At 64.9% G+C, this 21,756-nt stretch carries 25 protein-coding genes; all 25 read left to right on the forward strand.

What is annotated here, in order from left to right; translation table 11 throughout:
- Positions 1 to 2: 2 nt before the first annotated feature.
- The 25 genes from flgC to fliQ all read left to right on the forward strand — a co-directional run bounded on the left by flgC (position 3) and on the right by fliQ (position 21,691).
- Positions 3 to 419, forward strand: coding sequence for a flagellar basal body rod protein FlgC (flgC, locus tag CK222_RS11265; RefSeq protein ID WP_067326083.1), 417 nt, complete (start codon positions 3 to 5; stop codon positions 417 to 419).
- A complete protein-coding gene (locus tag CK222_RS11270) occupies positions 419 to 748 on the forward strand; it encodes a flagellar hook-basal body complex protein FliE (protein ID WP_095800438.1) in 330 nt (109 codons plus the stop codon). Before flgC ends, CK222_RS11270 begins: the two co-directional genes overlap by 1 nt.
- 9 nt (positions 749 to 757) lie before the next feature.
- Positions 758 to 1,546, forward strand: a complete 789-nt coding sequence (gene flgG, locus CK222_RS11275) for a flagellar basal-body rod protein FlgG (RefSeq protein WP_067002397.1) — start codon at positions 758 to 760, stop codon at positions 1,544 to 1,546.
- A 6-nt stretch (positions 1,547 to 1,552) separates the two neighbouring features.
- Positions 1,553 to 2,095 (forward strand): flagellar basal body P-ring formation chaperone FlgA, encoded by a 543-nt coding sequence (gene flgA / locus CK222_RS11280; RefSeq protein ID WP_095800439.1) that lies wholly within the window; start codon positions 1,553 to 1,555, stop codon positions 2,093 to 2,095.
- A complete protein-coding gene (locus CK222_RS11285) occupies positions 2,092 to 3,333 on the forward strand; it encodes a flagellar basal body P-ring protein FlgI (protein ID WP_095800440.1) in 1,242 nt (413 codons plus the stop codon). The genes flgA and CK222_RS11285 overlap by 4 nt, the downstream gene beginning before the upstream one ends.
- Positions 3,334 to 3,395: 62 nt before the next feature.
- Positions 3,396 to 3,929 carry a MotE family protein gene (locus CK222_RS11290; RefSeq protein ID WP_095800636.1) on the forward strand — a complete coding sequence of 178 codons (534 nt, stop codon included), beginning with the start codon at positions 3,396 to 3,398 and terminating at the stop codon, positions 3,927 to 3,929.
- A complete protein-coding gene (gene flgH, locus CK222_RS11295) occupies positions 3,926 to 4,630 on the forward strand; it encodes a flagellar basal body L-ring protein FlgH (protein WP_067002405.1) in 705 nt (234 codons plus the stop codon). Before CK222_RS11290 ends, flgH begins: the two co-directional genes overlap by 4 nt.
- An 18-nt stretch (positions 4,631 to 4,648) precedes the next feature.
- The gene (locus CK222_RS11300; protein ID WP_095800441.1) at positions 4,649 to 5,143 is read left to right on the forward strand and encodes a flagellar basal body-associated FliL family protein; all 495 of its coding nucleotides are present in this window, start codon (positions 4,649 to 4,651) and stop codon (positions 5,141 to 5,143) included.
- Entirely contained in the window at positions 5,140 to 5,871 is a 732-nt protein-coding gene (gene fliP, locus CK222_RS11305) for a flagellar type III secretion system pore protein FliP (protein ID WP_095777164.1), read from the forward strand. Before CK222_RS11300 ends, fliP begins: the two co-directional genes overlap by 4 nt.
- A gap of 228 nt (positions 5,872 to 6,099) precedes the next feature.
- Positions 6,100 to 6,984: a flagellin gene (locus CK222_RS11310; protein ID WP_067002410.1), complete on the forward strand. Its 885-nt coding sequence runs from the start codon at positions 6,100 to 6,102 to the stop codon at positions 6,982 to 6,984.
- 281 nt (positions 6,985 to 7,265) lie between these two features.
- Positions 7,266 to 8,150, forward strand: coding sequence for a flagellin (locus CK222_RS11315; RefSeq protein ID WP_067002412.1), 885 nt, complete (start codon positions 7,266 to 7,268; stop codon positions 8,148 to 8,150).
- A 187-nt stretch (positions 8,151 to 8,337) separates the two neighbouring features.
- The gene (gene fliF, locus CK222_RS11320) at positions 8,338 to 9,996 is read left to right on the forward strand and encodes a flagellar basal-body MS-ring/collar protein FliF (protein ID WP_095800442.1); all 1,659 of its coding nucleotides are present in this window, start codon (positions 8,338 to 8,340) and stop codon (positions 9,994 to 9,996) included.
- 3 nt (positions 9,997 to 9,999) lie between these two features.
- Entirely contained in the window at positions 10,000 to 10,626 is a 627-nt protein-coding gene (locus CK222_RS11325) for a hypothetical protein (RefSeq protein ID WP_095781153.1), read from the forward strand.
- Positions 10,623 to 12,068 carry a MotB family protein gene (locus CK222_RS11330; RefSeq protein WP_095800443.1) on the forward strand — a complete coding sequence of 482 codons (1,446 nt, stop codon included), beginning with the start codon at positions 10,623 to 10,625 and terminating at the stop codon, positions 12,066 to 12,068. Before CK222_RS11325 ends, CK222_RS11330 begins: the two co-directional genes overlap by 4 nt.
- Positions 12,065 to 13,495: a chemotaxis protein MotC gene (locus tag CK222_RS11335; RefSeq protein WP_095800444.1), complete on the forward strand. Its 1,431-nt coding sequence runs from the start codon at positions 12,065 to 12,067 to the stop codon at positions 13,493 to 13,495. Before CK222_RS11330 ends, CK222_RS11335 begins: the two co-directional genes overlap by 4 nt.
- Positions 13,492 to 14,877 (forward strand): flagellar hook-length control protein FliK, encoded by a 1,386-nt coding sequence (locus CK222_RS11340; RefSeq protein WP_095800445.1) that lies wholly within the window; start codon positions 13,492 to 13,494, stop codon positions 14,875 to 14,877. The genes CK222_RS11335 and CK222_RS11340 overlap by 4 nt, the downstream gene beginning before the upstream one ends.
- Positions 14,807 to 15,400 carry a transglycosylase SLT domain-containing protein gene (locus tag CK222_RS11345; protein ID WP_245433010.1) on the forward strand — a complete coding sequence of 198 codons (594 nt, stop codon included), beginning with the start codon at positions 14,807 to 14,809 and terminating at the stop codon, positions 15,398 to 15,400. Before CK222_RS11340 ends, CK222_RS11345 begins: the two co-directional genes overlap by 71 nt.
- Positions 15,401 to 15,621: 221 nt before the next feature.
- Positions 15,622 to 16,290: a response regulator transcription factor gene (locus tag CK222_RS11350; RefSeq protein ID WP_067002421.1), complete on the forward strand. Its 669-nt coding sequence runs from the start codon at positions 15,622 to 15,624 to the stop codon at positions 16,288 to 16,290.
- Positions 16,291 to 16,381: 91 nt separating this feature from the next.
- Positions 16,382 to 17,638: a flagellar hook protein FlgE gene (locus CK222_RS11355; protein ID WP_067002423.1), complete on the forward strand. Its 1,257-nt coding sequence runs from the start codon at positions 16,382 to 16,384 to the stop codon at positions 17,636 to 17,638.
- 31 nt (positions 17,639 to 17,669) lie between these two features.
- Complete coding sequence (gene flgK, locus CK222_RS11360; protein WP_095781148.1) at positions 17,670 to 19,124, forward strand: flagellar hook-associated protein FlgK; 1,455 nt, start codon at positions 17,670 to 17,672, stop codon at positions 19,122 to 19,124.
- 3 nt (positions 19,125 to 19,127) lie between these two features.
- Positions 19,128 to 20,177 carry a flagellar hook-associated family protein gene (locus CK222_RS11365; RefSeq protein WP_095800446.1) on the forward strand — a complete coding sequence of 350 codons (1,050 nt, stop codon included), beginning with the start codon at positions 19,128 to 19,130 and terminating at the stop codon, positions 20,175 to 20,177.
- 31 nt (positions 20,178 to 20,208) lie between these two features.
- Positions 20,209 to 20,556: a flagellar biosynthesis regulator FlaF gene (gene flaF, locus CK222_RS11370; RefSeq protein WP_067002429.1), complete on the forward strand. Its 348-nt coding sequence runs from the start codon at positions 20,209 to 20,211 to the stop codon at positions 20,554 to 20,556.
- On the forward strand, positions 20,553 to 20,990 hold the full coding sequence (flbT, locus tag CK222_RS11375) for a flagellar biosynthesis repressor FlbT (protein ID WP_095800447.1): 438 nt from the start codon (positions 20,553 to 20,555) through the stop codon (positions 20,988 to 20,990). The genes flaF and flbT overlap by 4 nt, the downstream gene beginning before the upstream one ends.
- A gap of 2 nt (positions 20,991 to 20,992) precedes the next feature.
- A complete protein-coding gene (gene flgD / locus CK222_RS11380) occupies positions 20,993 to 21,403 on the forward strand; it encodes a flagellar hook assembly protein FlgD (RefSeq protein WP_095800448.1) in 411 nt (136 codons plus the stop codon).
- Between the two features lie 21 nt (positions 21,404 to 21,424).
- On the forward strand, positions 21,425 to 21,691 hold the full coding sequence (gene fliQ, locus CK222_RS11385) for a flagellar biosynthesis protein FliQ (RefSeq protein ID WP_027165133.1): 267 nt from the start codon (positions 21,425 to 21,427) through the stop codon (positions 21,689 to 21,691).
- Positions 21,692 to 21,756 lie beyond the last annotated feature (65 nt).

The raw sequence follows: 21,756 nt of genomic DNA on the forward strand, positions 1-21,756 counted from the left end.
CCATGGACGCCCTGACCGCAGCCCTCAAAGTCGCGGCATCCGGCCTTGGCGCCCAGTCGGAGCGTCTGCGCGTGGTGTCGGAGAACCTCGCCAATGCGCAATCGACGGGCAACACGCCTGGCGCCGATCCCTATCGCCGCAAGACGATCAGCTTCCAGTCCGAGCTCGACCGGACGAGCGGTGGTTCGCTGGTCGAGGTGAGCTCGATCGCGCGCGACCCGTCGGACTTCCCGATCGAGTTCCAGCCCGGCAACGAGGCCGCCGACGCAAAAGGGTACGTGAAGATGCCCAACGTCAATGTGCTGGTCGAAATGGCCGACATGAGCGAGGCCAACCGCTCCTATGAGGCCAACCTGCAGGTCATCAAGCAGGCTCGCGATCTGATTTCCATGACCATCGACCTGATGAGGAACCAGTAATGATCGGCGGTATCGGGGCACTACAGTTCAAACCGGCAATCGACGGCACGGAGGCCGCCTCGCCGGGCCTGCTTCAGGGCGGTGTCGGCACCAAAGCAGGCGAAGGCGTCGGCAGCAGCTTTGCGGAGGCTCTCAGCCAGGCTGCGACCAAGACCGTCAACACGCTGCAGAACGCCGAGCAGATGTCGATCCAGGCGCTCAAAGGCGACGCCGACACCCGCCAAGTGGCCGATGCGGTGCTGAGCGCCCAGCAGGCCCTGCAGACGACGATCGCCATCCGCGACAAGGTCGTCTCGGCCTATCTCGAAATCAGCCGCATGAGTATCTAGGACCGCGTCATGAAAGCCCTTGCCATCGCCGCGACCGGCATGAACGCCCAGCAAACCAATCTGGAAGTCATCGCCAACAACATCGCCAATATCAACACCACCGGCTACAAGCGGGCGCGCGCCGAATTCTCCGACCTGCTCTACCAGGTCGATCGCACCCAAGGGGTGCCCAACCGCTCCAACACCTCGCTTGTGCCCGAGGGCGTTTCGATCGGCCTCGGCGTCAAGACGACGGCCGTGCGCAACGTCCATACACAGGGCGAGCTGACCAGCACGGGCAACAGCTTCGACCTGGCGCTGACCGGCCGCGGCTGGTTCCAGATCGAGGGCGCCGACGGCAGCACGCTCTACTCCCGCGCCGGTGCCTTCAACACCAATGCCACCGGGCAGCTGGTCACCGCCGACGGCGCCACCGTCATTCCGGCGATCACCGTGCCGACCGACGCGGTCGAGGTCATCGTCAACAAGACCGGCCAGGTCTTTGCCCGTATCGACGGCCAGACCGACCTTCAGCTTCTCGGCCAGCTTCAGATCGCCAACTTCGCCAATGAGGCGGGCCTGGCGCCGCTCGGCGACAATCTGTTCCAGGAGACGGCGGCCTCTGGCCCGGCCAATGTCGGCGTTCCAGGCGATCCGGGCTTCGCCACCATCGAGCAGGGCTATCTGGAGTCCTCCAACGTCGATCCGGTCAAGGAAATCACCGAGCTGATCTCGGCGCAGCGCGCCTATGAAATGAACTCGAAGGTCATCCAGGCCGCCGACGACATGGCCTCGGTGGTCTCAAAGAACATCAGGTAACCGACGATGGCCATGCCGGCTTCCTGCCCTGCTTTTCGTCGCGCCGTGCTGGCCCTTGCGCTGGTGGTCGTCGGCGTGCCGGCGCTTGCGCAAGAGACGGGCCCATCTCCCTTGCGATCCGGGGAGTCGGCCAACCAGCTCGCCGCCAATCAAGCGGTCGGCGAAGCCGTGCTGATCCCCAACCGGGTCATCTATCCCGGCGAGACGATCGAACTTGCGGCGCTGAAGCAGGTGACGCTTGTCCCGGGCAAGCACAAGCCGGACGGAATGGCGACGCGCTCCGAGGAACTTCAGGGCAAGGTCGCCAAGCGCACCCTCGTGCCCGGCCGCTACATTCCGGCGGCCGCGATCCGCGATGCCTGGCTGGTCGAGCAGGGTGCCTCGGTGCAGATCTATTTCACCGCCGGAGCGCTGACCATCTCGGCCGCCGGCGTCACGCTGCAGCCGGGCGCCGCCGGCGACCTCATCAAAATTCGCAATGTCGACAGCGGCAAGATCATTTCCGGCACAGTAATGGCCGACGGCACGATTCGGGTCGGCGCATCGTGAGGCGCGTCTTTGCCCTTCTGCTGAGCGCCGCGATCGGTCTTCAGCCCGCATTCGCCGATGGGCTCACGTCCAAGGCCAAGCGCGAACTTGCGCAGAAAAATGGCGGCGTTTACGACGATCCGGAATACGATCCGGCCACCACCACCCGCATGTTCCGCGTCTCGACGGGACCGAGCACGCTGCCGCCCGGCCAGGTCGCCGCGCGCATCAAGGACATTGCCCAGCTGCAGAGCGCGCGCGACAACCAGCTCGTCGGCTACGGCCTGGTCATCGGCCTGGCGGGAACCGGCGACAGCCTGCGCAACTCGCCGTTCACCGAACAGTCGATCCGCGCCATGCTGGAGAACCTCGGCATCGCCACCGAAGGTGGCAGCGCGCGCGCCAAGAACGTCGCCGCCGTCATCGTCACCGCAAACATGCCGCCCTTCGTCCAGTCGGGCGCGCGCATCGACATCGACGTCTCCTCGATGGGAGATGCCACCTCGCTTGCCGGCGGCACCCTGGTGATGACGCCGCTCAAGGCCGCGGACGGCGAGATCTACGCCGTCGGCCAAGGCTCGGTGATCGTGGGCGGTTTCACCGCCCAGGGCCAGGCAGAGCAACTGACGCAAGGCGTGCCCACCGCCGGCCGCGTGCCGAACGGCGCCATCGTCGAGCGCTCGGTGCCGGCCGAGTTCGATGACCAGCGCGTGCTGACGCTGCAATTGCGCAATCCCGATTTCTCGACCGCCATCCGCATCGCGGACGCCATCAACGACTACACCTCGCAGCGCTTCGGCATGCGCGTTGCGGCCGAGCGCGATGCCCGCACCGTGCAGATCAGACGGCCGAAGAACGTATCGGCCGCGCGCTTCTATGCCGAGATCGAAAATCTGGTCGTCGAGTCGGATGCGCCTGCCCGGGTCGTCATCGACGAGCGCACCGGCACCATCGTCATCGGCAACAACGTCAAGATCTCGCGCGTGGCGATCAGCCACGGCACGCTCACGGTGCGCATCACCGAAGCGCCGAAAGTCGTCCAGCCCGAGCCCTTTTCCAAGGGCGTGACCGCAGTCGAGCCCTTCACCGCCATCGAGGCTTCGCGACCCGACGCCCGCGTCGCCGTGCTCGACGGCCCCGATCTTGAAACGCTTGTCTCCGGTCTCAACCGTCTCGGCGTCAAGCCCGACGGCATCATCGCCATCCTGCAAGGCATCAAGTCGGCCGGCGCCCTGCAGGCCGACCTGGTTCTCCAATAGGCATGCCGATGATCGAGCTCTTCTCCTCAAACCCGCATCGTCGCCCGAGACTTCATACGACCATGAAGCTGCTAGCCGCTGTCGCGATCGCTGCGCTGATGGGCGGCACTCCGGGTCGCGCGGAAGAAGTCCGCCAGGTGCTGCCCGGCGGACAGGCCCCGGCCCAGCCGGCTGATCTCGCGCGCGGGAAGGCGCCGGACGAGAGCGAGATCCAGCGCTTCTGCTCCAACATCGCCGATGCGGCTCGCGACCGCCGCTACGCGTTGCAGGCCGAGGAGCTGAAGCAGCTCCAGGCAGGCATCGACGAGCGCATGAAGGCGCTGGAGACAAAACGCGCCGAGTACGAGCAGTGGCTGAAGCGGCGCGAGGTATTCCTGGCGCGCGCCGAAGAGAGCGTCGTCAAGATCTATGCCGGCATGAAGCCAGACGCCGCGGCCGAGCGCCTGGCAATGGTCAACGCCGAGCTCGCTGCGGCCATCCTGATGAAGCTCGATGCGCGCAAGGCCGGCGTCATCCTCAACGAAATGGACCAGAAGGCGGCGGCGACGCTCACCGGCATCATGGCCAGCGCGGCGCGAAGGGTTGATCCATCATGAAGTTGAAATTGCTCGTCCTTGTCGCGGTCGCGGCACTGTCCGGCTGCGGCACCGATCTCAAGGAAGTCGGCCGGGAGCCTGCGCTCTCACCGGTCGGCTCCGGCATCGGCAATGGCGGCGCAGCCCCCTACTCCTATCCGGAGCCGCCGGCGAGACCCGTCAAGAAATTCTCGCTTTGGGATGATCGCCAGAGCAGGCTTTTCACCGATCCGCGGGCGCTGCGCGAGGGCGATATCCTGACCGTCAACATCAAGCTCAACGACAAGGCCAATTTCAAGAACAAGAACGACCGCAGCCGCACCGCCGCGCGCAAGCTCGGCTACGACGTGACGCTCGGTTGGGACGGCAAGAGCACCAGCGGCAAGGGCGATGCCGGCTTGAGCTCCAGCACCGAGACCAACGCCGACGGCGAGATCAATCGCTCGGAGAATCTCGAGCTCAATGTCGCCGCCGTCGTCACCGAAGTGCTGCCCAACGGCAATCTGATGATCAGGGGCTCGCAGGAAGTGCGCGTCAATTACGAACTTCGGGTCCTCACCATCGCCGGCATGGTGCGTCCCTCCGATATCGGCGCCGAAAACACCATCCCCTACGAGCGCATCGCCGAGGCACGTATCTCCTATGGCGGACGCGGCCGCGTGAGCGAGGTCCAGCAGCCGGCCTACGGTCAGCAGATCCTCGACCAGGTTCTTCCTTTCTAGGCCGGGGAGATCGCTGTCGTGGCAAATGTCGAGCAGGCTCAGTCCAAGAAGGGACCTTCCCTTGTGGTCCAGCTCGCCATGCTGTTGGCCATGACGGGCGCGGCCGTCGGCATGGGCTGGTTCTCGGGCGGCTATCTCAAGCAGGGAGAAGCCCCGGCGCCTGTTCCTGCCGCACCCGAGAACGCTGGCAACCCGGAGAAGTCGGCCGAAGTGGGCAAACAGATCGCCGGACCGACGGTGGTCCAACTGGCGCCGATCACCACCAATCTCGCCGCACCCAGCGAAGTCTGGATAAGGCTGGAGGCATCGGTGCTCTACGACGCGCCGCAGCCGCAGGATATGACCGAGCAGATCCATCAGGACCTGCTGGCGTTCGTGCGCACGCTGAAGATGCATCAGATCGAAGGCGCCAGCGGCTACCAGCATCTCAAGGCCGATCTCGACGAGCGTGCGGCGCTGCGCAGCGGCGGCCACGTCAAACAGGTTCTCATCAGGACGATGCTGCTCGAATGAGAAAGTTCCTCATCGCCACGGCGCTCATCGTCGTCACCACCTCTGTCGCCGCGGCCCAGCAGCTCGATCTCGGCGGCATAGGCAAGGCCGACGGCACCACGGTCGGTTATCTCATCCAGATGTTCGGGCTGCTCACCGTGCTTTCGGTGGCGCCGGGCCTGCTGATCATGGTGACGAGCTTCACCCGCTTCGTCATCGCCTTCTCGATTCTGCGCGCCGGCATCGGCCTGCAGTCGACCCCGGCCAACCTGATCCTGATCTCGCTGTCGCTGTTCATGACCTTCTATGTCATGGCGCCGACCTTCGACCAGGCCTGGAACACGGGCGTCAAACCGCTGATGGACAACCAGATCACCCAGGCCGAGGCCTTCGAGAAGATCTCGGATCCGTTCCGCAGCTTCATGCTGCACAATGTGCGCGACAAGGATTTCGATCTTTTTGCCGATCTCGCCCGCGAGCGCGGCCAGACCGTCTCGCGCGACACCGTGGACCTGCGCATTCTGGTGCCCGCCTTCATGATCTCGGAAATCAGGCGCGGCTTCGAGATCGGTTTTCTGATCGTGCTGCCGTTCCTGGTGATCGATCTCATCGTCGCCACCGTGACCATGGCGATGGGCATGATGATGCTGCCGCCGACGGTGGTTTCCCTGCCGTTCAAGATCCTGTTTTTCGTGCTGATCGACGGCTGGAACCTTCTGGTCGGCAGCCTGGTGCGATCCTTTACCTGACCGCCCCGCCGGGCTCGAGGACGACACTTAAGGCTTCGCCTGCTAAAGCCCGCGCGAATTATTTTGGATTAACCGTCCAGTTTAGCCGTTTGGTAGGAAGTTGCCCGCATAGTCCGCTCCAGATGGCGGGTGATCGGGTCTCAACGATCATTGGCATGATGCCGCACCGTCATACCGGACAAGCCGGTATGTCAAAAAAATCCGTGTAAAAACCAAGGTACGAGTATCATGTCCAGTATCATGACCAATTCCGCTGCGCTGACCGCGCTGCAGAGCTTGAACAACACCAACAAGCAGCTCGAGACCACCCAGTCCCGCATTTCGACCGGTTACCGTGTCGCCACCGCCAGCGACAACGCCGCTTACTGGTCGATCGCCACCTCGATGAAGTCGGACAACAAGGCGCTCTCGGCCGTTCAGGACTCGCTCGGCCTCGGCGCCGGCAAGGTCGACACAGCCTACACCGCCATCAACGACGTCAAGGATCAGGTGGACCTGATCAAGACCAAGCTGGTTACCGCCCGCGGCGCCAGCCAGGAAGACCAGCAGAAGATCGCGACCGAAATCAAGGCCATCCAGGATCAGATCAAGTCGTCGGTCACCAACGCCAACTTCGCCGGCTCGAACCTGCTGCAGAACGACGGCACGGCTGCTTCCGATCTGAACATCGTTGCTTCGTACAACCGCACCGGCTCGACCGTCACGATCGACACCATCAAGGTGGCCTCTGCCGACACGCAGGTCCTCGACACGGCGGGCACCGGCGGCATCGTCGGCGGTCTTCTTGCCACGACCTTCTTCGATCCGAGCTCCGCCGCCGTCGCCGACACCGCCATCGACACCGCGCTCGGCACCGTTGAAACGGCGCTCGGCAAGCTGTCCACCGGCGCCGCCTCGCTCGGTGCCGCAAAGTCGCGCATCGATACCCAGCAGAGCTTCCTGTCGAACCTGTCGGACTCGATCGACAAGGGCGTCGGCGCTCTGGTCGACGCCGACATGAACAAGGAATCGACCCGCCTGCAGGCCCTCCAGGTGCAGCAGCAGCTCGGCATCCAGGCGCTGTCGATCGCCAACGGCAACTCGCAGCAGATCCTGTCGCTCTTCCGCGGCTGATCGCCCGGCGAACTTCAGGCATCTTTGTCGGGCCGCGCCACCAGCGCGGCCCGATTTTCATTTTTGATGCTGCTGCCCCTCCGAGGCGCGCCTCTTCCCTCGAGAAATATTACCGCACCGCGGTTTCAAGGCTGGCTTTTAACGCGCCGTTAACTGTGACGCGCTAGCTATGGTTAACCAATCGCTATGACGGGCCGACCGACGGTCGACAGGCATGACCGCCCCCGCCAGAGAGTTGACCGGCATGCGCGAGGCATGCCTGCTTTGAGAAGGGGTGTATCTTGGCAAGCATCATGACCAACGCCGCCGCGCTCACCGCGCTGCAGAGCCTCAACGCCACCAACAAGGCGCTTGAGACGACGCAGGGCCGCATCTCGACCGGCTACCGTGTCGCCACCGCTTCCGACAACGCCGCCTACTGGTCGATCGCCACCTCGATGCGGTCCGACAACAAGGCGCTCTCGGCCGTCCAGGACGCGCTCGGCCTCGGCGCCGGCAAGGTCGACACAGCTTACACCGCCATCACCGACATCAAGGACCAGGTCGACGCGATAAAGGCCAAGCTGGTCACCGCGCGCGGCGCCAGTCAGGACAACCAGCAGAAGATCGCGACCGAAATCAAGGCCATCCAGGACCAGATCAGGTCGTCGGTCACCAATGCCAGCTATGCCGGTTCGAACCTGCTGCAGAATGACGGAACGGCCGCCTCGGACCTGCATGTCGTGGCTTCGTACAACCGCACCGGCACGACCGTCTCCATCGACACCATCGACGTGGCAGCGACCGACACGCAGGTTCTCGACACCGCCGGCACGGGCGGCATCGTCGGCGGGCTGCTTGCGACGACCTTCTTCGATCCGAGTGCCGCGGCCGTTTCCGACACCGCCGTCGACACCGCGCTCGACAGCGTTGAAACCGCGCTTGCCAAGCTCTCCACCGGCGCTGCCTACCTTGGCGCCGCCAAGTCGCGCATCGACACCCAGCAGAGCTTCCTGTCGAACCTGTCCGATTCGATCGACAAGGGCGTCGGTGCCCTCGTCGATGCCGACATGAACAAGGAATCGACCCGCCTGCAGGCGCTCCAGGTGCAACAGCAGCTCGGCATCCAGGCGCTGTCGATCGCCAACGGCAACTCGCAGTCGATCCTGGCCTTGTTCAAGAGCTGATATTTCCGCTGAGGCAACCCCTCCATCGCAAGGCCGCGTCCTGAGCGCGGCCTTTTTCTTGCGCGTCGGACCGCTGCCTCCGGGCCGTTCGGGCCTCGCATAGCTCCTGGCCGCATGCGCTATCATCCTCGCACAAGCTTCGCGGTCTAGTCTTCCGGCGGAAAGTCATGCTGGGAGCGGTTGAATCGTGCCGGAACAGATCCAGAGCCTCATCGCGAACCTCCGCGGCTTCGGCGTCAGGCGTCTCGCTCTCATGGGCGGCATCGCCGCGCTGGTCATGGCCGTCATCGGCGTCGGCTCGGTCTATCTCAATCGCCCGGCCTACGAGACGCTCTATGTCGGGCTCGACCGCAGCGACGTGAACCAGATCGGCCTGGTGCTGGGCGAGGCCGGCATCGGCTTCGATGTCGGCGCCGACGGAACATCGGTGCTGGTGCCGGCCGGCACCACCGCGCAGGCGCGCATGCTGCTGGCCGAAAAGGGCCTGCCGACCAGCGCCAACGCCGGCTACGAGCTGTTCGACAATGTCGGCTCGCTCGGCCTCACCTCGTTCATGCAGCAGATCACCCGCGTGCGTGCGCTGGAAGGCGAGATCGCGCGCACCATCCAGTCGATCGCCGGCGTCAAGGCGGCGCGCGTACACATCGTCATGTCCGAGCGTGCCAATTTCCGCCGCGACGAGCAGCAGCCCTCGGCCTCGGTGGTCATCCGCTATGCCGGCGTCGATGCCGAGAAGAGCGCCCAGTCGATCCGCCACCTCGTCGCCGCAGCGGTTCCCGGCCTGTCGGCCGACAAGGTGACCGTGCTCGATTCCAACGGCAATCTGCTCGCCGCCGGCGACGACACTTCCAACACAAGTGCTGCCCGCACGCTCGGCGTCGAGCAGACGGTCGAGGCGCAGATCGGTGACAACATCCGCCGCGCGCTGACGCCCTATCTCGGCCCCGACAATTTCCGCGCCAGCGTCAAGGCCGACGTCAATACCGACACCCGTCAGACCGAAGAAACGATCTTCGATCCCGAATCCCGCGTCGAGCGTTCGGTGCAGTCGGTGCGCACCAACGAGGCCAGCAACCAGAAGCAGGCCTCGAACCCGACCAGCGTCGAGCAGAACCTGCCCGAGACGCAGACGACCACGACTGAAGGGCCGCAGTCCTCCTCGCAGAACGACCGCAAGGAGGAGATCACCAACTACGAGATCAACTCCAAGAAGATCGCCACCGTTTCCAACGGCTACTCGGTGACCAAGATGTCGATCGCCGTCGTCGTCAACCAGGATCGGCTGAAGACCATCCTCGGCAAGGACGCCACCCCCGAGCAGATTGCCAAGCGCGTCGCCGATATCCAGAAGATGGTGGCCTCCGCCACCGGCTTTGAGGAGAAGCGCGGCGACGTCATCGATGTCTCGGCGGTCGAGTTCATCGACGGGCTGGACGGTGAGCCGATCGACCAGCCGGGCATCCTCGCCTCGATCGGCACATACACCGGCACGCTGATCAATGCCGGCGCCTTTATCGTCGTCGTGTTCCTGGTCGCCTTCTTCGGCCTGCGACCGATGGCGGCCGCGCTGACGGCGTCGGCCAAGCCCGCGGCCCTCTCCGGCCCGAGCTTCGACGATGTCCAGCGCTCGCTGCCGACCCCCGACGCGCCGGTGGCCGCAATCGCAGCCGACACGGCCGTCGGCGCGCTGCCGGGCGCCCGGCCGGGCGCCACTCCGCTCGACGACCTGCGCCAGAAGATCAGGCCTGCGCCGCAGGAACGGCTAGCACGCATGGTCGACCTCAACGAGGAACGCACCGCCCAGATCCTGCGCAAATGGTCGGCCGCCCCGGAAGCCGCGGGTTAAGCCATGGCTTCGGCGGCCCTTTTCGATCTCCTGCCCGATTTCGGTTCGCGCGCCCCGCGCGCCGGCCAGGCACCGTCAGCGCCTGACATCGAGCGCAAGCCAGACGTATCGCCACCGCAGGCCGACATCGGCGCGCTGATCGCCGAGGCGGTGGCCGATGCGGAAGCAGCACTCGGGGCGCGGCTCGCGGCCGCCCACGAGGCGGCCCTCGAGGCCGAACGCCAGGCCAATGACGATGCGGCAAAGGCGTTCCTCAAAAGCTTCGGCGGCGATCTGGGCGCGGCGGTCGCGACACGGATCGATGCCATGGAAGCGCGCGTGGCCGAGCTCACCGCCGCCACCGTCGCCCGCATCATCGGCGGCGTGGTCAGCGATGATCTGCAGGAGCGCTCGATCGAAGCTCTTGCCCGTACCGTAAGCGCCGCGATTGCCGACAGTGAGGCGGTGCGTATCGGCGTGCGCGGGCCGCTGTCGCTGTTCGAGCCGCTGAAGGCGTCGCTTGGAGATCGCGCGGCCAATCTCGATTTCACCGAGGCCGCCGGCTTCGACCTGACCGTGACCATCGATGAAACCGTCTTCGAGACGCGCATCGCCGAATGGTCGGCTTCCCTGTCGGAGGTCCTGTCATGAGCGCCATCGACCACGGCGAGGCCAGGCATGAGATCATCATCGTCAAGCGGAACCACGACGGTCATGACGACGGCCATCATGGCGGCGTCTGGAAGATCGCCTTTGCCGACTTCATGACCGCCATGATGTGCTTCTTTCTCGTCATGTGGCTGATCAACGCCGCCAACGAGCAGACCAAGGCGGCGGTCGCCAGCTATTTCAACCCGGTCGAGCTGATCGATCGCAATTCCAGCCGCAAGGGCTTGGAAGATCTTGGCGACGGCCCGAGCAAGGTTGGCCTCACCGCCGACAATCCGCAGGATGGCGCGAGCAAGGCCGGCGAGGACGGCAAGGGCGGCGCCGGCTCCTCCGACCGCAGGCAGACGAAGGAGGCCTCGCAGAAATCCGATCTCTCCGACGAGCATCTGTTTGCCGATCCCTATGCCGTGCTGTCGGAGATCGCCACCGATACCGGCGTGATGCAGAATGTCAGCGCCAAGGGTGAAGGCGGCGCTCAGAACGCCGGTCCGGCGACCGGCGCTTCCGGCGGCGAATCCTATCGCGATCCTTTCGCGCCGGACTTCTGGTCGCAGCAGGTTGCGACGCCTGGCGCCGAAGCCAGCGCCGAACGCAGGAGGATCGAAGGCGATCCGGCCAGGCCTGGCGAGAAGGTCGCCGAGACCGATGTGCCGAAAGTCAAGGCCGCTCCGCCGGCACCGCCGCAGTTGGATGCGCCGCTCGAGCCGCTGGCGGCACCGGAAAAACCCGGTGCCAAGGTGGTCGCCGGATCGGACGGCGACACGAAAGTCGGGAAGGCCGAAGGCAAGGCGATCAAGGGCGAGAAAGCCCAAGCTGAAAAGGCAGAAGCCGAAAAAGCGGAGGCTGCTGCGACCGATGCTGCGATGCCGGGAGCCGCAGGGGCCGAAGCGGCGACGGCCGAGCCGGCAAAGGCGGAGCCGGAGCAAGCCTCCGACAACGGAAAGAAGGTCCCGAGCAGCGCCGCCCTCAAGGCGGCCGCCGAAATCAAGCAGGAACTGGCCAAGGCTTTCGCGCCCGGTGACAAGCTGGCCGAGGGCGTCTCCGTCGAGGCAACCGACAAGGGCGTCGTCATCTCGATCACCGATCAGCTCGACTTCGGCATGTTCGAGATCGGCTCGGCCGTGCCGCGTCGCGAGATGGTGCTGGCGATGGAGAAGATCGGCCGCATCATCAACGAGAAGAAGGGCACCTTCACCATCGGCGGCCATACCGATGCGCGGCCGTTCCGCAGCGGCGCCTACGACAACTGGCGGCTGTCCACCGCCCGCGCCCACTCCGCCTATTACATGCTGGTGCGCGGCGGCGTCGACGAAAGCCGCATCACCGAGGTCGCGGGCTTCGCCGACCGCCAGCCCAAGATCGCGTCCGATCCGCTGGCCGCCGCCAACCGCCGCATCGAGATCCTGATGGCGACCGGCGGATGAGGGTCAGGACCGCCATCGGCCGCGCAGTCGGGCTGCTGCTGCTCGCCGCAGGATCGCCCGCTGCCGCTTTTGCACAGGATGACGGCCTGCAGCCTTACCAGCTGGTGCGCTCGCTGCAGTTGGTCCAGGACCGCATCGCCGGAGGCGATCATGCGGCGCTGCCGATGCAGGCCAAGCTGCTCGAAATGACCGATGCGAGGCTTCGCGCCGCCGATGCCGCCGACTTCAAGGACCCGAAGAATTTCCGCGCTCTGCTCGTCTACGGCATGAGCGGCGGCAATCCCGCCACAGTCGAGGCGGCAGCTTCGCGCGCGGCGACCGACCCGCAAAGCCTCGCCATCGCCAAAGGGGTCGTCGCCTATCTCAACGGCAGGCCGGCCGCGGCAATCGAAATCCTGAAGCCGATCGACCCGATGAGCGTGCCCGCCGACCTCGGCGCCTTCCTGGCGTTGGTCAAGGGCTCGCTGCTTGCGACCGATGAACCCGCAACGGCGCTGACGCTGCTGGACGAGGCCCGCCTGCTCAGCCCCGGCACACTGGTCGAGGAGGCAGCGCTTCGCCGCTCGGTCGGCCTCGCAGCGACTCAAGGCGACGCCGCGCGCTTCGCGCTTGCCTCGACGCAATATGTCGCCGGCTATCTCTATTCCCCCTATGCCAGCCAGTTCGCCGATTCCTTCGTCTCCGGTGTGATTGCGCTGCACATGTCGATCAGCCAAGACAAGCTCGCAGACATCACCTCGATGATGGACCCCGAGCGCGAGAAGGTGATTTATCTGCGCATCGCGCGCCGCGCCGCGATCGACGGGCTGAGCGACCTCTCCGCCTTCGCCTCGGCCCGGGCCGAGCAGGGCCGCAACGGCAAAGGCAATCAGGACGACCCGCGCGCCGTGCTCTATTCGGGCCTCTCCACGGTGACATCGGCCACGATCGATGATGTACGCGCGAGGCTCGGCAAGATCGATCGCGGCAAGCTTTCGGAGAGCGACCGCGCTTTGCTCGATGCGGCACAGGCCGTTGCCGGCGAGGTCGTCGCTCCCGTGCGTGCGGCCGCCATGAATGAGACGGAGGCCGCAGGTCCGGCAAAGAGCGATGCCGCGAAACCCGCTGAAACCGAGGCTGCGAGCCAGGCCGACGCCGAAGGGTTGCCACCAGTGGAGGGCGCGATGGCCGAGCAGCCGGCCCCGGTCAAGCTGGCGGACGCGCCGGCCGCAGCATCCGCGCCGCCGGCTCCGCCGATGACGGCTCAGGCCGCGGCCGAGGCTCAAGCCCCCGCTCCTGCACAGCCCGAAACGCCATCCGTGCTGCCTGCATCCGCGCCGGAGGCCGCAGCAAGCCTCGATCCGCACGATCCCACCGATGCCGCGATGCTCAAAGCGCGCCGCCAGCTCGACCAGATCGACCAGCTACTCGGAGCCGCTCCCAAATGACCAGCGCCCAAATGAACAGCGTGAGCCAGGCCACGCCGGGACTTGCATCCGCCCAGGTCCAATCGCGGCAGCATCCTGCCGACAGCAAGGAAAACGGCTCGAATTTTGGCGAGATGGTGCATGGCGCCGAACAATCGGCGCGGCAGGCAAAGCAGCCGGCCGAGCCTGTGTCTTCCGATGCGCAGCCGGCGCGGCGCGCCCTCGCCGGTCCGCCCAAGCCACCACCCGATCAGGATGGCCAGAACAAGACTGCCGCGCCGAAGCCAGCGGCCGCAAAGGCCGCGAAGAATGGCGCCGAGGCTGACCATGTAAAGGCCTCGGACGATGCCGATGCGGCGGCGCAATCGTCAGATAGCGCTCTGCTTCAGGACGGTTTTCCCCTGCTGATGGCGCTGGGCGACATCCGCCACTTCGCAACGTCGACAAATGCCGAGCGCGGTGGATCTTCTGTCGAGGGAGAGCCCTCGATCGGCCAGGCCGCGTCTTCGCAGCTGGCGATCCGTCAAGGCAAACGCATGTTGGCCGACGCTTCCGAAGGCAGCGAGCCGTTGCCGCGATCCGGTCGCGCGACGATGGCGACCGAGAAGCCCGGGCCCGATTTCGGACAGAAACCGGCCGGCGCTGGTCAGGGCCCGGACATGTCGATCCGCAAGGACGACATCCTGTCTGGAACGCAAGGAGCCGCAACCGACGCAACGACGCCGCAAGGCTGGCGTCCGGCGGCCGCCCAGAAGACCGCGCAAACGGCGCAAGCCCTCGCATCGAACAATCAAGCCAAGCCATCCTCTGCCGCCGCGCGCATGGATGTGGTCAGCCAGCAGAGCTTCCCCGCGCCGGCCCAAAACGCCTTCGGCCAGACGGTATCGGCGCTGGCTGAGGCGATCGCCTCTGACAGCGGGGTTCAGCAGGCCTACTCGAGCGCTCCGATCGGCTCGCACGCGACCAACTCTGTTGCCGTTTCGACACATGTCCTGAAGATCGAGCTCCACCCGGCTGACCTCGGCACGGTCACCGCCAGCCTGCGTCTTTCCGGAGAGCAGCTTTCGATCGAGATGAAGCCGGAAACGCACGAGGCGTACCGCCGTCTGACCGCCGACAGCGACGCCATCGTCAAGTCGCTCCGCAGTCTTGGTTTCGACGTCGATCACGTCACCATCATGCAACCCTCGATAGCGGTCCATTCGCCCGGTCGCGTCGAAGCGAGCGGCGCACCGCCGATGTCCACGGGCCGCGAACAGCCTTCGTTCCAGCCCGGGAACTCGGGCGGCAACAGCGCCGGCGGCGATCGGCAACCGGGAAGGAACGACGGCAATGGCGCACAGGAATTCGGCCGCGCTGCTTCGCCTCTTCGCGAGCGCGCTGGCGACGATATCTATATCTAGTCTGGCCGCGACCGTCGCCGCCAAAGCCGCGCCCAATCCTTGCGAGCCGGAAATCCTGCGCGCCGCCGATCGCTATGGCGTGCCGGCCGGTATCCTTTACGCGGTCGGCCTAACAGAAACGGGAAAGAAGGGCAGCCTTCAGCCCAACGCTTTGAATGTAGAAGGAAAGGCTGTTTTTCCGCGCAGCAGGGGCGAAGCGCTGGCGACGTTCGAGAATGCCCGCCGCGAGGGTAAGACGCTGATCGATCTCGGCTGCATGCAGATCAATCATCGCTATCATGGCGCGCAGTTCCGCAGCGTCGAGGACATGCTAGACCCGCACCAGAACGTCGACTACGCCGCGCGCTTCCTGGCGAGCCTCCACGCCCGCCACATGACTTGGTCGATGGCCGTCGCCCGCTATCATGCCGGCCCCGACAACGACCCGGCGCAGAAGGTCTATGTCTGCCGCGTCATCGCCAACATGGTCGCCACCGGCTTCGGCAAATGGACGCCGAACGCCAGCGCGTTCTGCAACCCGTAGTTGCCAAACCATATGCCTTTGGTCCGCCGCGATGGGGTTCACAGCGGCCGCCGGCAGCCCTCTATCCAGTGCCGCGAATAGTCCCTTCACGGCCGGCTTTATTACGGCTCCCAAAAAAACTCCCAAGAAAATAGCTACAAGAAATGACGGTTTTTCAGGATTCACCGCACCGGATACCGCTTTCCGCACGGGGCAAATGAGATGATTCGGAGGGCGGGCCGATGATCGTGATCGTTGATGAGCGCGAGCTCGTAACTGAGGGCTACAGCTCACTTTTCGATCGCGAGGGCGTTGCCACCGCGGGCTTCGCGCCAGGCGAGTTCGGCGAGTGGGTGAACTCTGCCGCCGACACGGACTTGAGATCGGTCAGGGCTTTCCTTATCGGCGACTGCCGCGAGGGCGCCATCTCGCCGCGCCAGATCCGCGACCGCACCGGCGCGCCGGTGATCGCGCTCAGCGAACAGCACTCGCTGGAACACACGCTTAGGCTTTTCGAGAGCGGCGTCGACGACGTCGTCCGCAAGCCGGTGCACATCCGCGAAATCCTCGCCCGCATCACCGCCATCCGCCGCCGCGCCCGCGAAGAGGCCGCCTACACCGAGGTCGGCTCGATGCGCATCTTCATGGACGGGCGCGACCCGGAGATCGACGGCGAGCCGCTGCCGCTGCCGCGTCGCGAGCGGCGCATCCTGGAATATTTGGCCAGCAATCGCGGCCGGCGCGTGACCAAGACGCAGGTGTTCAACGCCATCTACGGCATCTTCGACGAGGAGGTCGAGGAGAACGTGGTGGAGAGCCACATCTCGAAGCTGCGCAAGAAATTGCGCGAGAAGCTCGGCCATGACCCGATCGATTCCAAGAGGTTCCTCGGCTACCGGCTGGTGTTTTGATGGTCGTCGCCGGCACATCCCGCGCCAGCCTCGCGCAAGACACGAGGCTTAGTTTTGTAGCCTCTCAGAAAGGCACCGAGGAGATGTATCGATGAGCCTCTACGGAATGATGCGCACCGGCGTCTCCGGTATGAACGCCCAGGCCAACCGCTTGTCCACGGTGGCCGACAATATCGCGAATTCCGACACAACCGGCTACAAGCGCTCCTCCGCCGAATTCTCGACGCTGATCATGCCGAGCACCGGCGGCGCCTATAATTCAGGGGGCGTAACAACGACGATCCGTTCGGCCGTCAGCTCGCAGGGTGTTCTGCAGTACACCACTTCGGTCTCCGACCTCGCCGTCAACGGCGACGGCTTCTTCGTCGTGCAGGACCCGAGCGGAACGCCCTATCTCACCCGCGCCGGCGCCTTCGTTCCGGACGCTCAAGGACGCCTCGTCAACGCCGCCGGCTACCAGCTGATGGCCTACAGCTACGCCAATGGCGATCCGGCCGCCACCGCCAACGGCTTCGAAGGCCTCGTGCCGGTGCAGATTTCCGATCAGGAGATGACGGCGACGCCGAGCACGGAAGGGACATTCACCGGCAACCTGCCGGCTGGCGCCACCGCTGTCACCGCCGGCAACCTACCCACCGACAACAGCACCTCGTCACAATACACGTCGAAATCGTCGCTGGTCGCCTACGACAATCTCGGCAACAAGGTGTTGCTCGACGTCTATTTCACCAACACCGGCACCGGCACCTGGCAGGTTTCGGTATTCGATCAGTCGAAGGCCACGGCCGGCACGTCGTTCCCCTATGCGGGCGGCGCGCTGGGTTCGGCCAATCTCACCTTCGACACCACCACCGGCAAGCTCACCGGCGCGACCACCGGCGTGTCCTTCACGGTGCCGAACGGTTCGACTCTCAACCTCGACCTCTCCAAGCTGACGCAGCTCGGAACCGGCTTCACGGTCTCCGATGCCAACGTCAACGGCAATGCGCCGAGCACGATCGAAAAGATCCAGATCAGCCAGGACGGCGTCATCTACGCCCAATTCGAGGATGGCTCCACCAAGCCGCTCTACAAGATCCCGCTGGCCGACGTTCAGAGCCCCGACAACCTCACCGCGATGCCGGGCAACGTCTATGTGCAAAGCGCGGACTCAGGCGCTGTTCGCATCGGCTTTGCCAATGAAGGAAAGCTTGGCTCGGTCGTCTCGGGCGCGCTCGAAAATTCCAATGTCGATATCGCCGAGGAACTGACCAACATGATTGCGGCGCAGCGCAGCTACACCGCCAACTCGAAGGTCTTCCAGACCGGTTCCGACCTGATGGACGTCCTGGTCAACCTGAAGAGATAACCCCATCGGCGCCAGCCCGTGAAAGACCCGCATGTCGCTTTCCACCGCATTAAGCATCGCCCAGTCGGCGCTCCTGGCCACGTCCAAGCAAACCAGCGTCGTGTCGCGCAATGTGGCCGACGCGTCCAACCCGGATTATGCCCGTCGCGTCGCCGTCGTCACCAGCACGGCGCCCGGCGCGCGATCGGTAGAGATCCAGCGCGCCGCCAATGATCTTCTGTTCCGGCAGAACCTTTCCGCGCTGTCGGCATGGAGCGGGCAGAGCGCGCTTTATAGCGGCATGGATCAGCTCGACCTATCGGTTAATGGAGTCGACAATGCGTCGTCTGCGTCGACTGCGATCGGCAATCTGCAGCAGGCGCTGCAGCTCTACGCCACCACGCCGTCGAACCAGAATCTCGGCGCCAGCGTCATCGACGCGGCCAAGCAGGTGGTGAGCTCACTGAACGACGGCACCACGGCGATCCAGGATTTCCGCACCCAGACGGACGGCCAGATCGCCACGGCGGTTGACGACCTCAACTCGCTGCTCAGCCAGTTTCAGGACGCAAACAAGGCCGTCATCGCCGGCACGCGCTCCGGCACGGATGTGTCGGACGCGCTCGACCAGCGCGACGCGCTTCTCAAGAAGATCGCCGAATATGTCCCGGTCTCGACCTTCACGCGCGGCGACAACGACATGGTCATCACCACCAAGGACGGCACGACGCTGTTCGAGACGGTGCCGCGGTCGGTGACCTTCACGCCCTCCGCCGGCTACACCGCCGGCACGCCCGGCAACACGATCTATATCGACAATGTGCCGCTTTCTGCAGGCACCGGCGACAATACCAGCGCCGACGGCAAGCTTGCCGGCATGCTGAAGCTGCGCGACGGCGTTGCCGCGACCATGCAGAGCCAGCTCGACGAGATCGCGCGCGGTCTGATCACGGCATTTGCCGAGACCGCGCCGTCTCAGCCCAACGCCGCAGGCCTGTTCACCTGGTCCGGCGCGCCGGCTATTCCCGCTGCCGGCACCCTGGTCGACGGCCTTGCCGGCTCGATCAGCGTCAACGCCGCGTTTGACCCGAGCGCCGGCGGCAGCGCGGCGCTGCTGCGTGACGGCGGCGCCAACGGCGCGGCCTATGTTTCCAACACCGGCGGCGGCGCCTCCTATTCTGACCTGCTGATCGCCTACGGCAACAGGCTCGACCAGCCGATGGCCTTCGACACCTCCGCCGGCATCACGGTCAGCTCCGGCGTCTCGGATTACGCGGCCAACACCATCGGCTGGTTCGAAGGCGTGCGCCAGCAGGCGTCGACCAACGCCGACGCCAAGGAAGCGCTGTCCACCCGCACCGCCGAAGCGCTGTCGAACGATACCGGCGTCAATGTCGACCAGGAAATGTCCCTGCTTCTCGACCTCGAGCATACCTATCAGGCGTCGGCGCGCATGATGAAGACCGTCGACGACATGCTGGACGCCTTGTTGGGCGCGGTGGGATAATCGATGAAAGCGACAGCCGTCTCCTCAGCCGCCATCTCCAACGCCCTGCGCTATCAGCAGATGCGCATGCAGGCCGATCTCGTCAAGGCGACCACGGAATCCCAGACCGGCAAGGTAGCGGATGTCGGCCTGGCGCTCGGCGGGCGCACGACACAGGCCGTCACCTTCCAGCGCGATCTCGACCGGTTGAACGGCATCGTCGATTCGAACTCGCTGGTCGCCGCGCGTCTGACTTCGACACAGGATTCGCTGGGTCAGCTCTCCGATGTCGCGCAGGATCTGCTGACGGCGCTGACCAGCGCCGTATCGGGCGACTCCTCGACCAGCATCACCCAGACCGCCGGCGCCACGGCGCTGCAGCAGATGACGGGCATCCTCAACACCAGCGTCAACGGCGAATACCTGTTTGCCGGGACCAACACCGACGTCAAGCCGATCGACGATTTCAGCGCCGCCGGCTCGCCCGCCAAGGCGGCGTTCGACGCCGCCTTCACCAGCTATTTCGGCTTCACCCAGAACGACCCCGCGGCCGCCAACATCACCGCCGCCCAGATGGACGACTTCATCACCACCGCGGTCGAGCCGCAGTTCCTGGGGTCCGGCTGGCAGGCCAACTGGTCGAACGCCACCGACGACCAGATCACCAGCCGCATTTCCTTGAACGAGACCACGCAGACGTCGGTCAGCGCCAACGAGCAAGGCATCCGCAAGCTCGCCATGGCGGCCGCCATGGTCGGCACGCTCTTTGCCGGCAACATCAGCGAGGCCGGGCAGAATACGATCGTCAGCCGCGCGCAAAAGCTGGTCGGCGAGGCCATCGGCGGCATCGTCCAGGTGCAGTCCGAAGCCGGCCTCACCCAGAAGCGCGTGTCCGACGCCAGCGATCGCATGAAGACCCAGGTCGATCTGTTCGAAAAGCACATCATCGACCTCGAAGGCGTCGATCCCTCGGAGGCCGCCACCCGCGTGGCCGACCTGACGCAGCATATAGAAACGTCCTTCGCATTGACCGCGCGACTGCAGCAACTGAGCCTGTTGAACTATCTCACCTGAACACTCTCACCGGAACGCCAGAGCTCCGACGATGTATCAATTCTCCTACGCCGACATCCAGACCGACTCCGTCGCCGACGCCAAGGACCGGGAGCGGCAGTTGCTCACCCGATCGATCGACATGTTGTCCACGGCAGCTTCCGTTGGGCCGGAGTCGATTGAGGCGGTCGAGGCGCTGCACTTCACCAACCGCATCTGGACCACCTTCGTCGAGGATCTCGGCTCCAGCGACAATGCGCTGCCCAAGGAACTGCGCGCCAATCTGATCTCGATCGGCCTCTGGCTGCTGCGCGAAACCGAAGACATCCGGCAGGGCCGCACCAACAATTTCGAAGGATTGATCGAGGTCTCCCAGATCATCCGAGACGGCATCCAATGAGCAACACGCTGAAGATCTCGCTGAAGCCGAACGAGAAGATTTACATCAACGGCGCCGTCATCCGGGTCGACCGCAAGGTCACGATCGAGCTGATGAACGACGTTCAGTTCCTGCTCGAAAGCCACGTCATCCAGGCCGAGCAGGCCTCGACGCCGCTCAGGCAGCTCTATTTCATCGTGCAGATCATGCTGATCAACCCGCCGGGAGCCTCCGAGGCCCGCGACATGTTCCGCCGCTCGCTGCCGATGCTGATCGCAAGCTTCGACAATCAGGAAATCTGCAGCGCGCTGAAGCAGATCGACCGCATGGTCGGCGAGGATCATATCTACGAGGCGCTGAAGGCGATCCGCGCGCTCTATCCGCTCGAGCGCCAGGCGCTTGGCGGCAATGACGACATTCCGGAAGCGCCGCGCGCGCTGGCTGTGGGAGCATAAAGATGGCCGTGGACATGACAACGACGATCCCGGTTGGCGCCACCCAGGCCAGCAGCCAGCAGACCTCGAAGACGGCGGTCGACTACCAGTCGTTCCTGAAGCTTCTGATCGCCGAGATGAAGAACCAGGATCCGACCAAGCCGATGGATTCGACGGAATATGTCGCGCAGCTCGCGACCTTCTCGCAGGTCGAGCAATCGGTGCAGACCAACAGCAAGCTCGACCAGATCATGCAATCCTCGGCGCTGTCGCAGGCGGACGCGCTGATCGGCCGTTCGATCACCGCCGCCGACGGCAAGACAACAGGGACCGTGGCTTCGGTGAAGCTCGCCAGCAGCGGCCTGATCGCGGTGTTGCAGGACGGCACCGAGATCCCTGTCGGCGCAGGCGTATCGATCAAGCCGGCCGCCTAGAGTTTTGTATAGAGTCTGCCCATGAACGAGGCCGATGCCCTCGATATCGTGCAATATGCGGTGTGGACGGTGCTTACCGCCTCCGCGCCGGTGGTGCTCGTGGCTATGGCCGTCGGCATCGGCATCGCGCTCATCCAGGCGCTGACCCAGATTCAGGAAATCACCCTCACTTTCGTGCCCAAGATCGTCGCCATCATGCTGGTGGTGGCGCTGACCGGCCCGTTCATCGGCAGCCAGATCTCGGCCTTCACCAACGTCATCTTCGAACGCATCGAGCACGGCTTCTGACCTGCGGTCGCGGGCATCCCGCCCGCGCGGACCAGCAAAAGTTTGGTCCACACCGGCAAGATGCT

Origin of the sequence: Mesorhizobium sp. WSM3866, from assembly GCF_002294795.1 — a bacterium.
In the GTDB taxonomy this organism is placed as follows: Bacteria; Pseudomonadota; Alphaproteobacteria; order Rhizobiales; family Rhizobiaceae; genus Mesorhizobium.